Below are 15,087 nucleotides of genomic sequence, written 5' to 3'. Positions count from 1 at the left end.
GCCTTCAAAGAACAGAGGTGTCGCGTTTGAGCGCTTGCCACCGCCCTCTGGGACGCTCTTCGCGTGATGCGGGGGGAGGGCCGCACATGCCTCACGGTGCTCCGCGGAGGAAGGCGAGGAGGTCGGCCATCTGTTCCTGGGTGATGGCGGCTTCCAGGCCGGGGGGCATGAGGCTTTTGTCGGTGCTGACCATCTTCTTAATTTGACTGCGCTGGATGGTTTCGCTCAGGCCTCCCATCATTTTGAGGGTCACGTTGTCGGCGGATTCGGCGACGATGAGGCCGCTGAGCAGGCGCCCGTCGTTGGTCTCCACCGTATAGGCGCACCAGCGGGCCTCCACCATGCGGTTGGGGTCCAGGATGTCGGACAGCAGCGCCTCCGGCGGCTTAGCCTTCACATCGGAAAGGGGCGGGCCGACTTCGACGCCCAGGTCGCCGTGTTTGTGGCAGGTGATGCAGACCATGGAAAAGACCTGCTGGCCTTTGGCGGCATTGCCTTTCAGATGCAGGCTGTCCATGTAGCTGGTGATGACCGCCGCGCGGTCCTCGCTGGCCTGGCCGAAGAGCTTCACGGCCAGGTCGCGCATTTCACCGGTGCCGCGCTGGTAGCGCCAGCGGGTTTCCACATCCACCAGGGCAGGGGAGAACTCGCCCTGGTCCATGCGCTTGAACAAGGCCAGCGCCGTTTTGGCATTGGAGGTGAGCAGCGTCACCAGATCCCGCCGGATGGTGGGGCCGGCTGTGGGCAGCAGGTCATAGACCAAAGGGGAGGCCTTGTCCGCGCCATACTTCTTCAGCACGGCCAGGGCGGCGGTTTGCAGCTCTGTCGGCTGGCCGTCTTTCAGCAGCGTGCGCAGGACGGGCTCGGCCTTTTCCCAGGGGCGCTGGGCCAGCAAGGGCATGACGGCCAGGCGCTGGTCCAGGGGCGCTTTGACATCGCTCATGACCTCATCCACGAGGGTGAGCAAGGCGCTGATTTCCGTGGCTGCGGCCTCGGACCCGGCGGGCGGTTTGGCGACAAAGGCGGCCAGGGTTTTGGCACCCAGCTTGCCGCCGGATTTGGGCAGGCCTTCCGCCAGGCCTTGCAGCAGGGCCGGTTTCCACCAGGTCAGCTTGCCGGCCTGTTCCTGCACGCCTTTGAGGGCCAGGGCAAAGTCATCTGGGTGCCCTGCTGCCGCTGCTGCACTGGCCAGGGAGCGCAGGGTCTCCATGCGCTGGGCGGAATAGGTCTGCGTGACTTTTCCCTGGCGGATCACCGCGTCCAGAACTGCCCCGGCGGAGTGCGTGCTGGCGCTAAGGACGGCCCGCGTCATCCAGGCGTCTTCCGGCGATTCGCTGATGGCGGTCGCGCGTGCTTGGATGACGGCGGCGTCTGCGGCGGCGTCCGCATCTGGCTTGTTGAGCACGTCAAAGAAGGTCTTGCGGCTGGCGTCCACGACGGTTTCGCCGCCGCCGGCTGCGCCTTGTTCCGCCAGCAGACGCTGCGCGGTCTCCCGCTGCCAGGCGTTTTCGTGCTTCAGCCAGGCTTTCAGTTCCCCGGCATCCTTGGGCGCAGGCTCCACTTTGGCCACCTTCTGGCCCTTCTTCACGATACGCCAGATGCGGCCTTCGTTTTCGCCCTGGCGCATGTCGTTGTTCTTCACAAACTCCTCCGGGAAGAAGCGGGCGTGGTCAATCCAGCGGCGGTAGATGTCACAGATGTACATCGCGCCGTCCGGGCCGGTGGTCATGTTCACCGGGCGGCACCATTCATCGCTGCTGCGGAAAAACTCCGTGCGGTCACCCACACGCGTGGCTTTCAGGGAGGCGCCCTTGGGCTCCACTTTGTATCGTGTCACGAGCTGTCCGGTCGGATCCGGCACGAAGACGTTGTTCTTCAGCTCCGGCATCAATGGCCCACGATACACTCCCAGACCGCTGCAAGCGGTGTTTGTCCCCGCATGCGCATCTGCGGTGGTGTGCGTGATCATGAGCGGATACACTCGCGTCTCCGCACCTGCCGGGGCGATGTCCTCATGCCCCTGGCCGATGCCGGCATACGGGTTCCGCATCACGGCCTCATACGGCATGACGGCGAACATCAGCGGGTTGCGGTTGGAGCAGAAGAAATGCCGCCCGTAGTCATCAAACGCGCCGCCATACTGGCCGTAGCCGCTCGTTGGCTCGATCTTGCCCGTCTTCGGATCCCAGCGGAAATTGAAGCGGGTGACATTCGCCGGATCGCTGCCTACCACGGGATAGATCTCCTTGGAGTCCAGGCCGTTGTTGAAATACACTTTGTTATCCGGACCCCAGCGCGGCGCGCTGACCTGGAGCTGGCTGTGGCGCGGATTGAAGCCCTTGATCAGAGGCTCATTGATGTCCGCCTTGCCGTCGCCGTCGGTGTCCTTCAGGAAAAGAATCTGCGTGCGGGTGGTGGCGATGAGCCCGCCGTTGTAGGGCAGCAGCCCCTGCACATGGTCCACGTGGTCGGCAAAGGTCACGGCCTTGTCCATGCGGCCGTCGCCGTCCTCATCGGTGAGAAGCTGGATGCGGGACAGGGCCGGTTCGCCCGGCTCAGGCCCCAGCGGATAGTCGCGCATGTCCGCCACGTACAGTCGGCCTTCCGCATCCCAGGTCACTTCCACCGGGTCCATGACGAGCGGTTCAGCGGCCACCAGTTGCGCCTCATAGTCGCCATCCAGCTGGATTTTTTTCAAGGACTCCTCCGGGGAGAGGGCGGCTGTCTGGCCGTCCCGCACGCTGACATCGCTGCCGCCGCTGGCCTGGATGGGGTTCCATTTTTCAGTGAACTGGCCTAACGGATGAAGTTCATAACGGCGCACGATCATCTGCGCGCCCTCCGTCTGGATGCAGATGCGGCCCTCGGCGGGCTTGCAGTCAAAGGCCTCGTTCACCAGCAGGCCGTTGACGAAGTATTGCAGCGTGTCGCCTTTGGCGATGACTTCCAGGCGGTTCCACTCACCCACTGGGGAATCCGGGTCGTTTTTGCCGCGGAAGTTGATCTTGTCCACCCAGTCCTCATCGCGTTTTTCCCAGTTGATGCGGCCTTTCGTCACCACCTGCCGGGGGGCGCCCTTCTTCCAGCGCTTCTCTTTGTCTCGGTCCAGCTCGATCTCCGCCGTGACACTGGTGACCAGCTCCGTGCCGTCGGCCAGCTTGGGGGAAAGTACCAAAATGTCCCCAATGCCGCCTTCGATGATCTGTGCCTCAATGCTCGCCATCCAGGTGTCGCCATAAGCTCCATGCGGGCCGTAGGCGTGGACCAGGATGCCATTGTCCCGGGTACGGTCCTCGCGTTTGCCCCAGGTCTTTGGGCCCCATTTGAATTCCACCACCAGGTGGTAGTCCTTGTAGCTTTCCTTGGTGACCATGTAGCCGTAGCCCCGCCCGCTGATGTTCAGCAGGCCGTCGTTGAGCTGGAAGACCTCCTTGGCCGGATCATGGAAATCAGCCTTCGGGTTGATGTGGTATTCCACCTCACCGGCCTTCATCAGCTCCAGCACATCAATTTTTTGGGTGACTGGCTCAGCCCCAATAAGGGCGGAACCGAGAGCAAGAAAGCAGAGGGAGGTGAGGCGCAGCATGATGGGGGAGAAGACGTTAAGTAATAACGAATCCTTTCCCCCTTGTCGCTCCGCCAGATTGACACCGGTGCTGGTGTTTTTGTGATGCCAAGCCCGATGGGCAGCTTTTACGCCCCCAGGCTCGCCCGCACCGCCTCCACCATCCGGGTCTGCACCTTTTGCACGCCTGCCATCAGCGTTTTCACCTTTTCACGGGCTTGGGCCAGATCCGCGTGGATGGGCTGCAGCCGCGTCCACAGTTCATCCGCACTTGTTTCATCCACCTCAAAGTTCCAGTCACCTGCGCCGATGTCATGATACATCTGTCCCTTCACCGTATCCGTCGGCTGGCGGATGTAGAAGGCCGGCGTGCCGTTGGTCAGCGCGATGATGGGGGAGTGGCATTCGCAGCTCACCACTGCCATCGCCTTCGCATAGATGGAGGCCGCCTCATCCGGCTGCCAGTAGCTGTTCCGCCACACCACCTTCGCCTTCACATCCTCCGGCAGCGGATCCACCAGCTCCTCTTTCGCCAGCGCCACTTCGTAGGACATCTCCGGGCAGGCCAGCACCTTCTGCCCCGTCTCCCGCACCCAGCGGATGATCAGGCCCCGCAGCTTCTCGTGGTCCGCCTTGCGTGTGCGTTCATTGACCGCCGACTTCGCCGCAGAGCCCTTCGTTTCCGCCGCCCGGGTCGCCGCTTCCGATGGCGTGTAGCGCAGCCTCGGGATCACGCAGATGAAGCGGTCCGCCTCCAGCCCCTGCTCCTGCAAATAGGCCGCCGCCCGCGCATCATCGCGCAGGTGCAGCGCAAAGGTGCTGTCCGGTCCAAAGGCCAGCGGGCTGGCCACTCCCTGCCGCTCAAAATAAAGCTGCGACAGGCTGTCTCGGCAGAAGACAAAAGAGGCCCCGTTCAGCAGCGTGCGCGTGCCGGAGCGCAGATGATCCTTCGGCAGCGCCTCGATCGCCGCCCGCAGTTGCTTCAGCGTCCCGCCTTCTGGAAAGCTGCCATTGATGCCGGAGAGCGGATCGTTCGTGATGCCAAATAGCCCATACGGCTTTCCGCCCGCCGCCCGCCACGCAGGCAGGTATTCACCGCCTTTGAATCCCGGTGCGGAGCCATGCAGCATGAAGTCCGCCTCCTTCCACGCCGCCCTCAGCTCCGGCGTCGTCAGCTCCCCTTTGCTCTTGATTTCCCCCTCCACGATTCGCAGACGCGGGAAGTTTTTTTCCAGGCTCGCCTTCGCCTCCGGGCTGATGCCGCGCGGCCACAAAGTCATCTCCGCTTCCGGCCACAGCGTCTCAAACATCCGCAGTGCCCCTGGCGAGTGCGCAATGTCTCCGATGTTGCCATTCTGATACGTCCCCGGCCTCAGCAGGATGCGCGGCGGACGGCCCTTCGTGTCAGCAAAAACAGGACAGGCCAGCGCAGCAGCACCCGTGGTAAAAAATTGGCGGCGGTTCATCCAACGATGCTGCCTCATTCCCCGGCCCGCTCAACATCAATGTACATCGCATTCATCTTCGGCGCATCGTGGATGTAAAGAAGCCGCCCGGGTGAGATCTCGCGGATGCTGGTGTAATTGAAACCCACCCGGTCTGAGATGACATGGTGGGAAGGCCAGGTCTTGCCGCCATCCAGGCTGAACATCAGGCAGGACGCAGGCCGGCCATAGCTGCATGCAAGCACGCCATTACTCATCAGCACGAGATCCGGCAGCACCTTGCCCACCTCTAGCGAGACCGGTTCATCCCAGGTCTTGCCGCCATCATGAGAAAACATCTGCTTCATCCGCGAGTCCCGGTCGCCACGGATGACCGCTGTCATTTTCGTATCCGAAAGCCGTACCACCGCAGGCTCGCCGCCGGGGCCGATGGTGGAGAAATAGTTCCACGTCAGGCCGTTGTCCGTGGACCGCATCAGGTGGGACATGCGTTCAGTTTTTTTGCGGCCATCGGCCATGGGTACCGCCTTGCGTGTCCACAGGACCATCGTCACACCGCCATCCGCATCATTCCAGATGTGACGCTCGCAGATGGTCTGATCTCCCTTTGTCTCATTGGCGTATTGTTTCGGCAAATGGATCCGGTTGTCGTGCATGGTGAACTGCGTGGCATCGGCGTTCAGATGCACGGTTTTGCCCTGCACGCTGCCATCCGCCTGCAACCAGGTCCAGCGGGACACGGCCAGGATGCTGCCATCCGGCCGGCGCAGCACGGGCAGGGGAGTGGTGTCTAGCTGGTCCAGCCCTGGAATGGGTGCCCAGGTCTTGCCGGCATCCGTGGATTTCAGCAGCCCATACGGTTCATAAAAAGCATCCGGCCCCTGGGCCACGCTCATCAGCAGCAGGCCTTGGCCCATGTCATACAAATAAGGCCGCGTCTGCCGCACCTCCTGACGTGTCAAGTCCCAGGGCTCGCTGACGGTGATCTTGACAGGCGCAGCCTTCGGCTTTGCTGACGCCTTGCGAATACCCAGCCTGACTGACTTCCAATGCGCCTCCCCCGTCGCGGTTTTCGCACTGGATCCAAACTGGATAAAAGGCTCCGAGCTGTCCGCCTTTTTCCAGAACGCATTCTGCCCCTCCACCTTCAGTTCACCATCCACCCACATGCTCATGTGCGTGCCGTGGATGACCAGCCGGTAAGTATGAAAACGGTTCGTCGTATCCATGGGGATGAAGCGGTCCGTAAAGCTTGTGGCTTGTGCAGGAAAGAGCACCAGTCCTTCCTGATGCACGCCATCGCTCACCTGCACCATCACCGGTGCCCCATCGCGCCAGGGCCAGAGCGAAGTGGAAGGTTTGTTCCTTTGTGATCCCGTGGCCGCACCCGCTTTGACCGTTGCTTCCACAATGATCTCATTACCCGGCGCAGCCTTCCACGGCGCACGATAATAACCGAACTCAGCAGAATCATCCGTCAGCAAAAGCCCATCCTCTTGAAGACTTGCCTTCGGCTGCCCAATGACCCTCCAAGGGGCCTCAGGTACAGCTTTGCCATCGTATTGTACCAGCCACTCAATACCGTCGTTGTCATCGGCCGCCTGGAGCGCGCAGGCCAGCAATGGGATCAAACAAAGGATGCGGATCATGCTTATAAAAGGAATGAGTTTAAACGTTTCAGGGTTTGAAATCAGGAGCTTTCCAGATGGCCACACCCATGTGATAGCGCTCATGGTTTACAGCCGATGCGGAATAAAAAGCCGTCACGATGCGCCCATCCGCACGCTGCACACTGCTGGGATAACCGCAGTCCGATGACAGGCTGTGTGCCAGCCGGACGGGGGTGCTCCAGGTGCGGCCTTCATCCGTGCTGAATTTGGCCAGGACGCCAAACTCCCCTGGTGATCGATTGCCATAGGACAGCAAAATTCGGCCATCCGCCAGGCGCAGCAGATGCGCGTTCAGCTCGCGGTTTGCGGTGATGGGCTCACCTCCCTGCCAGCTCTCACCGTCATCATCCGAACGGAAAAGCACCACGTGGGCGGCCGCATTGTTTCGCGCAGCCGCCAGCCAGCGTTTCCCGCCCAGATGGAAGATCGAGGTCTCATTGTGATCCTGGCCGATCACCGCGCCACGCTTCCACGTCCTGCCCTCGTCCCTGCTGGCAAAGTGCCAGACCTGCCGCGCATTCCGGTCTTCCAGGCCGCGAGCATAACAAGAAGTGTGTAACCGTCCATCCTCCCCCGGCAGGATGGGGCCAAACGGCACAAAGTGCGTCCACCCTGGCTCAGCCTCGGGAAAGGCGCGGATCACCTCCCAGGTGCTTCCGCTGTCGGCGGACCTCGTCACCCAGCAGGGCAGCACCGTCTTGGGCGCGCCATTCTTCAGCGTCCAGCCCGAGCACAGCACCACCAGGTCGCCATTTGTCGCCTTGCCTGCCGCCACATTCATGCGCACTGTGCCAGGCGCATTCGGGGCCGGTTGCGCACGCTTTTCCCACATCGCCCCGTCGCGGCTGGTCCAGCAGTCAATGTCACCTTCCATTCGCGCATGGCTGGGCTGGTTATGGATGATGGCCGCAATACTGCCATCCTTCAGCAACGTCAAATTTGGCCACGCACAGACATTGTCCACCGCCACGTAACGGACGATGTCCTCAGGCTCCGTCGCCACTTCACCCCGGATGGAACCGGCGTTGAATACCCCAGTGAAAAAGAGCCATGTCAGGAGGTGCAGTTTCATGATCGAAAAGGTAAATTCATGGAAGGAAAACACTCAAGAAGCAGTCTTCGCCGGTTTCACCATCAGCATCAGCACCCCGCAGATGAGCAGCCCTACGGCGGCCGATTGAAACAAGGTGTCCACACCCACCTGGGCATCCCGCATCGCGCCTCCGGCATAAATAGTTAGGCCGCCGATGATGCAGGCGAACATGTTCAGCACCCCATACCCCGTGGCCCGGTAGCGCGGGTCTGAGACCTGGCACAGGACCGGCATCAGGTTCGAATCCGAAAACGACCGCATCATGCCGTAGATGGACAGGCCCGCGATGGCGATGGCCAGCGTGCTAGTGCCTGCCACGAGGAATATCGCCGGCGCACCGATAAACATGCCGATGGCAGGCACCAGGATGCGCGCACGCGGATTCGTCCGCGTCCAGCGGTCAGCCCAGGCTCCGCCCACCAGCTTGCCCAGCAGCATTGCGCCCGCCAGAAAGGCCGTGGCAGAGATGCCCGCCGCGCCTTGCTGCAGGTCGAAGTTCTCTTTGAAATATGTCGGCATCCAGCCCATCACCGCCCAGCCTGCCAGACCGAAAAGGCTCCAGTAAACCACCAGCAGAATGAACGAGCCCCGGCTGAAGAGGCTCACCAGCGCCTCGCCCAGCCGCGCTTTGGGGACCAAAACTGGCAGCCCCGCCGTGTCCACGGCCGCCTTCTCCTGCGGTGCCTCACGCAGAAGCCAGAGGAGCACGATGGCATAACCGATGCCGAAAATCCCAAACACCTCAAACGCAAAGCTCCACCCCTGTTTCTCCGCCAGCCAGCCGCCCACGCCGCCCAGGCCTGTGCCCACGCTCAGGCCCGTCATGTGAATGCCCGTGGCCAGCGACCGCGTACTGCCGCGATGATAATCTGCGATCAAAGCCAGCGCCGCAGGCAGATACGCCGCCTCGCTCACCCCCATCAGCGCACGCACCACGATGAGCTGCTCAAACGTCTTCGCATAACCCGTCAGCCATGTCAGCAGCGACCACACAAACAGGCTGATGATGATCAGTCGGCAGCGGTTGAAGCGGTCCGCCAAAAAACCCGCCAACGGGCTCAGCAGCCCATACACCCACAGGAAAACCGATGTCAAAAGACCGAACTGCGCATCCGTCATCGGGATCACCTCCGTCAGTGAATCCCGCATCGTCGTGATCATGATGCGGTCCAGATAGTTCAGGACCGCCACCACCCACAGCACCGCCACCACAAGCCACGCACGGTTCATTTCACCTCCTCCCAGTCGTATTCCAGCCGCACGATGTCAGGCCCTGGCTGCGCTCCCCTTTTGTAATTGATCACATTGAACCGCATCCGGCCCTCGCGCTCCTGCCAGTACGGCTGCGCATAGTATCCGTCCGCCACCGGCTCAGCCTCCGCATTGTCCAGCAGCACATGCCGCGTGATGCCCAGCGTCTCCGCATCCAGCTTGAACAGGCTCAGTTTCATCGGCCCCTTGTCCGTCCAGTTGCGCCCCAGCAGATAAAAGCCGCCGTCTTTGATGAAGAGCCTGGGCCGCCCGACATAGGACTGGATAAAGTCATGCTCCGCCGTCAGGTCCACCCGCTTCTTCAGCTTAAATTCATCATCCATCCGCAGCAGCCACTGCCGGTTGTCATAGCCACGCGCCGTCACCAAAAAATCCTCCCCGTCGCGAATAAACGCACTCTCATTGATGGGCGCGCCGTCAAGCTCACGCGTGATGCTGCGCACAAACTTCCACGTGCCGCCATCATCCTCCGTGCGGATCACATCCACCGATCCCGGCTGGCTGCCGCGTTTAAAAACCAGCTCACCGCCCGTCAGATTGGCAAAGGTCATCACCAGCATCCACGTCGTCTTGCCCTGGGTGATCGCATCAAAGGCATACCCATACTCCACCCCGTCCACCACCCCCAGCCGCTCCACTTTCCCAAAGCTGCGCCCGCCATCCGTGGACCGGATAAAGCGCAGCCCCGTGCGTGTCGGTGCCTCCTTGCGCTGCGCATCAATGTAATTGGTGATGTCCCCATTGGCAAAGCGCACCCACTCACCCATCTGCATGATCTCGCCGTCAATCTTCGCCAGCGTGCGGCGCGCCTTCACCGCCCCGCTGCTGCGCTGGATCCACAGTCCCTCCAGCACCGCGCCCGGATCCGCCGCATGGGACCGCCCCTGTTTAAAGGAAATCAGCACTTCCTCACCCAGGTCCAGCACCGCCGGAAACGCCAGGTAAGGCAGCTCCGGTGTGTCTGCCGAGGCCGCAAGCACATGCACCTCCTTGCTCGCCGGGATCACCGCCTCCGCTGCCCGCAGGGCAGGGGACCCTGTCAGAAGGACAGTCATCAAAAAAATCGAATGTGTTGTTAGTCTCATAAATAGTTAGGCGTAGGCGCGCACTTCCACCAGCCGCGCATGGTCAATCCCGTTCGTCGCGTGAATCGTGATGCGTAAAGCCATGACATCGTCCACCGGTTCAAAGCCATGCACCCGGCGGCGTTGGTAATTGTCACGGAAGGTGCCGATCTCCACAAACCCCTTCGCCGTTTGCAGGCTGATGGCATAGTTCTTCACCGTCTCCGGCTGCGGGCGGCCCCAGCACATCTTTTGGGTATAGCCATCCGCCTGCGACAGCGTCAGCAGCCGGTGCAGGCCCGTGTCAAAAATCAGGCTCACCTCGCTCAGCCGCACACCCGTTTCCCACTGGATCTCCAGCCACGCAGGCAGCCCTTCAGCAGGGTCGCTCATCCATCGGTGCAGCCCTGGAACCGCCCGCCCAGGCGGTGCGCAGGTCACTGCGCCACCAACGGTCTCACCACTCAGCACCTCATCCCAAAGATTGCCCGCTGCCTCTTTTGATGTCTCTGGTGACCCATGAACCGACCTCGTTTGGCTGCTGCGGATTTCCTCCGGCCCGGACCCGGCTTGCGAACTGGACGCCACGATGCCGGATGCCTGGCGCACCAGGTCCCCATCATCCTCATTCACCGCCCCGAGCAGAAAACAATCCTCCCTCAAAAGCCGCTGCCGGATCGCTCGCATCAGTTCCGGATGTTGCACAATGTTCGCCGCATCCACCCCCTCACGCAGCGCCATCGCCGCTGCCGTCCCCACGCCCTGGCCCACCACCGCGCATGTTGCCATCACCCGCGTGGAGGCAAAGGCAATGTGCGTGGCGGAAAGATTCCGCCCCGCAAACATCAGATTACGCGGCCCGGCGGAGATGCACGAACTCAAAGGAATGTCATACAGCCAGGGCAGGTGATGCTGCGTACACGGCGGCAGCTCCGGCGCATCTACGCCTTCCGGCGGATGCGTGTCAATCGGCCAGCCTCCATACGCAATCGCATCCTCAAATGGGCGCGATTCTATCAGATCTCTTTCACTCAGCACATGCTGGCCGATAAACCGTCTGCTCTCCCTTTTGCCCGGCAGAAAACCAATCCACTCCAGCGCCCAATGAGAGGCATCCACCGACGAGTGATTTTTCACAAAGTCCCACACTCCCAGGGTGATCGCCAGCAGCTCATCACGGATGCGTTCATTGTCCTTCAGCGTATCCAGGCACCCGCCCCATTCGATCCACCAGTAACCATACTCCAGCCCTAGGTCCGATCCATCTTTACCAAAAGGCCGCAGCTTAAAATCCTCCGCCTTCATCCGTCTCGCCCACGGCGGAGCCGTGAAGGGCATCGGCTGCGCATGTCGCCTGGCCTGGAACAGAATCGTCGAGCCCAGTGTCTTCTTGTCCGCCACTTCCTGCGCCAGCGATTCACCATAGTCCGCCTGCCCCTCGCGCCCCTGCATATAAGGCGCACCCGCCTCCACGCCCAGTCGCCCATCCCCCGTGCAGTCCACAAAAGTGCGCGCCCGGATGATGAGCCGCTCCTCCGTCAAAGGCCGCTCTGCATGCACCTCACGGATCAGTCCGCCTTCCACTACTGCCCTCACCACCGTCGTATTCAGATGCAACTCAATGTTAGGCTCACGCCTGCATTTGTCATACAGCAGCAGGTCCATCATCGCTGATGACCGTTGCGGATTTTGCACCGCCAGGTCCAGCCGCAGTTCCTCAATGATGCCACCCTCTCGCAGCTCCGCCTCCAGCGCCGTGCCGCCACCCAGCCCCGTCGCCCCCACAATGTGCATCCGCACCTCGCTGGAGGCATTGCCGCCCAGCACGGACCGGTCCTGGCACAGGATCACCCGCGCCCCCAGCCGCGCCGCCGCCAGCGCGCAGCAAACACCAGAAATGCCCCCTCCTGCCACCAGGAGATCACATTTCAAAAGCTGTTCCGTGACGTGCGACATGATGGTTTTTATTTCTCGATTCCCACCGCCGCCCGCGCCGCCTTCATGCCATGGAAAACACAACGGTAGTCACTGATGACATTGAAAAACTCAAAGCCCATCGCCCGGTAGTCCGCCACCTGCTCCGGCGCACAGGGGATGCCTGCCACCTTGCCGTGCCGTTTGCAGGCATCGGCCACTATTTGCAAAATCGCCCGCACCTCCGGGTCGCCCGTCTGGCCAAATTTGCCCAGGCCCAGCGTCAGGTCCGCAGGCCCAACAAAAAGGATGTCCACGCCCGGCATCGCCGCGATCTCATCCACATGCACCAGCACCTCCGGTTCCTCGATCTGCACCACCAAAAAGTTCCCTTCGTTCGCCGTTGCCAGATACTCCGCTGCCGGGATACGCCCAAAGTCCGCCTCCGCATGGATGCCGTCAAAACCCCGCACCCCTAGCGGCGGAAAATTCATTGCCTGTACCACCGCCCGCACCTCATCCGGATGCCTCACTCGCGGCAGCATGATGCCGCGCGCTCCGCATTCGATCAGGTGCAGCACATCCGTGTAGTTCGACGGCTTCACCCGGATCAGTGCATCCGCCCCGCCCAGCCTGCACGCCTGGATAATCGAATACACCATCGCAGCATCCATGCGTTTGTGCTCCATGCAGATCCACACCGCATCGTATCCGGATGAGGCGATCATCTCCACCAGTTCAGGGTCAGTATAGCAGGCCTTCGCACAGACCACCGTCTGGCCTTTGGCTAATTTTTGCAGGACAAGGGAAGGGGACATAAGAGTTGTTCAGGGAGCCTTCAGGCGTGAGATTAAATAAGATTGTATCGTCCGATGCACGGCGTTTTCAGCACCCGGATAAAACATCTCGCATTCCACCGATTCTGCCCGGCAGCGCTCCTGCAGCTTCACGCCAAAATTAGCGCTATGGGTGGGATCCTTGTCCGGCTGCCCCATCGCCGGAGGCGTTCGGTAATACAGATACACCGGCGGATCATCCGCGCTCACCAGCGCATACGGTGAATAGCGCTGGATCCACGGCATCAGACTTTCCCGCGCCGCCAGGAACTGGGCAAACCGCGTGTCTCTTGTCGTCAGATCCGCCGGGTCCGGCATAAATCCAAACGCATGGCCGCCATACCTGCTGTTAGGCGTCCATTCCTGCATCTGCTGCGGGTCCAGCGTCGTCTGGGCCAGATGCGCCGCCACGCAAAACAGCCGCGTGGATTCGCGCGCCACCGGGTCGCTGCTGGCCGCATCCGCCAGGTCATCCTGAAAGGCCAGCCACAGGCTCGTGCAGGCCCCGGCGGAGCTCCCGCAGGCCGCGATGCGCGTTTTGTCAATGTTCCACTCCGCCGCCTGGCTGCGCACGAATTGCAAAGCCCGCGCCGCATCTTCCATCGGCCACTGAACCGGTGGATTCACTCCGGCCATCAGCGCCTCCGTCACAAACCGGTATTCGATGGACACCACCGAGATGCCCTCCGCCAGCACCTCTTCCAGAAACGTGCCCAAAGTGCTCAGCCGGTGTCCCGCCACCCAGCCGCCGCCATGAATGAAAAAGATCAGCGGTGCAGGTCCCTCCGTCTTCGCCTGCCAGAAATGCAGCACCTGCTTCGGATGCGTGCCATAGGCCACATCCGCGCGCGTCGGCATCACCGGCGGCACCGCGTCATCCACTGGCTTTGGCGCCGCCCCCGCCAGGACCGCATCCGTCAGCAAGGCCAGGCACAGCACGGCTGCTGCTAGAACGTTCATGGCGGGTGGGGTGAACATGGGCGTCTGCGATTGGTTTCGCATGCATCATGCGCTTGCACAGGCGTCCGGGGCAATGTTAGCCTGCTGGTTCCCTGTGGAAACCACCGTCATGAAAGCCCGCCCCACCTTCCAGACTCCGCTTCCCCAGCGCATCTCCCTGGTCACCCAGACCGTCAGCGCTCTTCGCAAAGGCATCCGCACCGGCTTGTGGACCGGCCATCTCCCTGCCGAGCGCGACCTCGCCCAAGCCCTCCAGGTCGGCCGCAAAACCCTCCGCGCCGCCCTCAAGGAACTGGAGGCCGAAGACCTCGTCGAAGTCTCCGTCCGCTCCCGCCGCCGCATCTTGAAGCCCCTGTCCAAACGGCCCCGCCTGGCCCAGCGCCACACCGTCGGCCTGCTCATGGCCACCCCCTTTCAGTCCCTCCATACCCGGCGGATGATCCTCCTTCACTCACTTCGTGAAAGCCTCACCCGTGCCGGATTCGAGAGCGATCTGCACGTCAGCCCGCGCTGCTTCTCCGCCCATCCCGCCCGCGCATTGGAAAAGCTCATCGCCAGCCATCCCGGCACCGTCTGGCTCATCTTCGGTTCGCGCGAGCCCATGCAGCGCTGGTTCATTGAGAACAAAATTCCCTGCCTCATCATCGGCTCCTGCCGCGCCGGTCTGCCCCTCCCGTCCCTGGATGTGGATCACCGTGCCGCCTGCCGCCATGCCGGTGCCCTGCTCCTGCGCAAAGGCCACCGCAACCTCGCTCTCGCCCTTCCCCTGGACTCCTTCGATGGCGATGCCGACAGCGAGCTCGGCCTGCGCGAATCCCTCACACCCAGCCCCGGCATCCATCTCCACGTCCTCCGCCATGACGGCAGCAATGCCCACCTCTGCCGCCTGCTCGATGCCGCCCTCGCCTCCGCACATCCGCCCACCTCCATCATCGTCGCCCGCGCCATTCATGCCTTCACCGTCACCATGCACCTCCTCCGTCGCGGTCTGAGAATTCCTCATGACATCGCCGTCATCTCCCGCGATGACGATCCCTTCTTCGCCGCCACCGTCCCCGCCGTCACCCGTTACAGCATCAGCATCCCGGACTACGTCCGCCGCGTCTCCACCGCCGCCCGCCAGCTCGCCGAAACCGGCACCCTCCCCCCCAAAACTACCCGCCTCGTCCCCGCCTTCGTCGCCGGCGAGACGGTGTAGGCTTCGCCAAATATTGGCTATAAATGGCTATAATTGGATAAAATGGATATCCAATGTTGCCATAAGTCTC

Annotated in this window: 10 protein-coding genes; 1 reads left to right on the top strand and 9 read right to left on the bottom strand. The window is 62.0% G+C overall.

The features are described from left to right. Positions 1-91 precede the first annotated feature (91 nt). From WJU23_RS16825 to WJU23_RS16785, 9 genes are all read right to left on the bottom strand, one after another. Positions 92-3,586: a PVC-type heme-binding CxxCH protein gene (locus tag WJU23_RS16825; protein ID WP_346333767.1), complete on the bottom strand. Its 3,495-nt coding sequence runs from the start codon at positions 3,584-3,586 to the stop codon at positions 92-94. A gap of 107 nt (positions 3,587-3,693) precedes the next feature. Continuing rightward, entirely contained in the window at positions 3,694-5,031 is a 1,338-nt protein-coding gene (locus WJU23_RS16820; protein WP_346333766.1) for a polysaccharide pyruvyl transferase family protein, read from the bottom strand. Positions 5,032-5,045: 14 nt separating this feature from the next. Continuing rightward, positions 5,046-6,659 carry a sialidase family protein gene (locus tag WJU23_RS16815; RefSeq protein ID WP_346333765.1) on the bottom strand — a complete coding sequence of 538 codons (1,614 nt, stop codon included), beginning with the start codon at positions 6,657-6,659 and terminating at the stop codon, positions 5,046-5,048. A gap of 28 nt (positions 6,660-6,687) precedes the next feature. Then, positions 6,688-7,752 carry a sialidase family protein gene (locus WJU23_RS16810; protein WP_346333764.1) on the bottom strand — a complete coding sequence of 355 codons (1,065 nt, stop codon included), beginning with the start codon at positions 7,750-7,752 and terminating at the stop codon, positions 6,688-6,690. 33 nt (positions 7,753-7,785) lie between these two features. Continuing rightward, complete coding sequence (locus WJU23_RS16805) at positions 7,786-9,003, bottom strand: MFS transporter (RefSeq protein ID WP_346333763.1); 1,218 nt, start codon at positions 9,001-9,003, stop codon at positions 7,786-7,788. After that, positions 9,000-10,100, bottom strand: a complete 1,101-nt coding sequence (locus tag WJU23_RS16800; protein ID WP_346333762.1) for an exo-alpha-sialidase — start codon at positions 10,098-10,100, stop codon at positions 9,000-9,002. The genes WJU23_RS16805 and WJU23_RS16800 overlap by 4 nt, the downstream gene beginning before the upstream one ends. 36 nt (positions 10,101-10,136) lie before the next feature. Then, entirely contained in the window at positions 10,137-12,065 is a 1,929-nt protein-coding gene (locus WJU23_RS16795; RefSeq protein WP_346333761.1) for an FAD-dependent oxidoreductase, read from the bottom strand. Positions 12,066-12,073: 8 nt separating this feature from the next. Continuing rightward, a complete protein-coding gene (locus tag WJU23_RS16790; RefSeq protein ID WP_346333760.1) occupies positions 12,074-12,841 on the bottom strand; it encodes an aldolase/citrate lyase family protein in 768 nt (255 codons plus the stop codon). A 9-nt stretch (positions 12,842-12,850) separates the two neighbouring features. Continuing rightward, positions 12,851-13,819 carry an alpha/beta hydrolase gene (locus WJU23_RS16785; RefSeq protein WP_346333759.1) on the bottom strand — a complete coding sequence of 323 codons (969 nt, stop codon included), beginning with the start codon at positions 13,817-13,819 and terminating at the stop codon, positions 12,851-12,853. 109 nt (positions 13,820-13,928) lie between these two features. On the opposite strand from WJU23_RS16785, the gene WJU23_RS16780 reads away from it, so the two are divergent. Then, complete coding sequence (locus WJU23_RS16780) at positions 13,929-15,017, top strand: substrate-binding domain-containing protein (protein ID WP_346333758.1); 1,089 nt, start codon at positions 13,929-13,931, stop codon at positions 15,015-15,017. Positions 15,018-15,087 lie beyond the last annotated feature (70 nt).

The sequence above is a fragment of the Prosthecobacter sp. SYSU 5D2 genome (genome assembly GCF_039655865.1).
Classification (GTDB): domain Bacteria; phylum Verrucomicrobiota; class Verrucomicrobiia; order Verrucomicrobiales; family Verrucomicrobiaceae; genus Prosthecobacter.
The sequence above is the reverse complement of the archived record's forward strand: the minus strand, read 5'-3'. Positions and strand labels throughout refer to the sequence as shown.

Bases quoted from the DNA above. Each gene is read 5' to 3' on its own strand.
- WJU23_RS16785 (WP_346333759.1), bottom strand. From the start codon at position 13,819: ATGAACGTTCTAGCAGCAGCCGTGCTGTGCCTGGCCTTGCTGACGGAT.
- WJU23_RS16815 (WP_346333765.1), bottom strand. From the start codon at position 6,659: ATGATCCGCATCCTTTGTTTGATCCCATTGCTGGCCTGCGCGCTCCAG.
- WJU23_RS16820 (WP_346333766.1), bottom strand. From the start codon at position 5,031: ATGAACCGCCGCCAATTTTTTACCACGGGTGCTGCTGCGCTGGCCTGT.
- WJU23_RS16780 (WP_346333758.1), top strand. From the start codon at position 13,929: ATGAAAGCCCGCCCCACCTTCCAGACTCCGCTTCCCCAGCGCATCTCC.
- WJU23_RS16805 (WP_346333763.1), bottom strand. From the start codon at position 9,003: ATGAACCGTGCGTGGCTTGTGGTGGCGGTGCTGTGGGTGGTGGCGGTC.
- WJU23_RS16825 (WP_346333767.1), bottom strand. From the start codon at position 3,586: ATGCTGCGCCTCACCTCCCTCTGCTTTCTTGCTCTCGGTTCCGCCCTT.
- WJU23_RS16795 (WP_346333761.1), bottom strand. From the start codon at position 12,065: ATGTCGCACGTCACGGAACAGCTTTTGAAATGTGATCTCCTGGTGGCA.
- WJU23_RS16800 (WP_346333762.1), bottom strand. From the start codon at position 10,100: ATGACTGTCCTTCTGACAGGGTCCCCTGCCCTGCGGGCAGCGGAGGCG.
- WJU23_RS16790 (WP_346333760.1), bottom strand. From the start codon at position 12,841: ATGTCCCCTTCCCTTGTCCTGCAAAAATTAGCCAAAGGCCAGACGGTG.
- WJU23_RS16810 (WP_346333764.1), bottom strand. From the start codon at position 7,752: ATGAAACTGCACCTCCTGACATGGCTCTTTTTCACTGGGGTATTCAAC.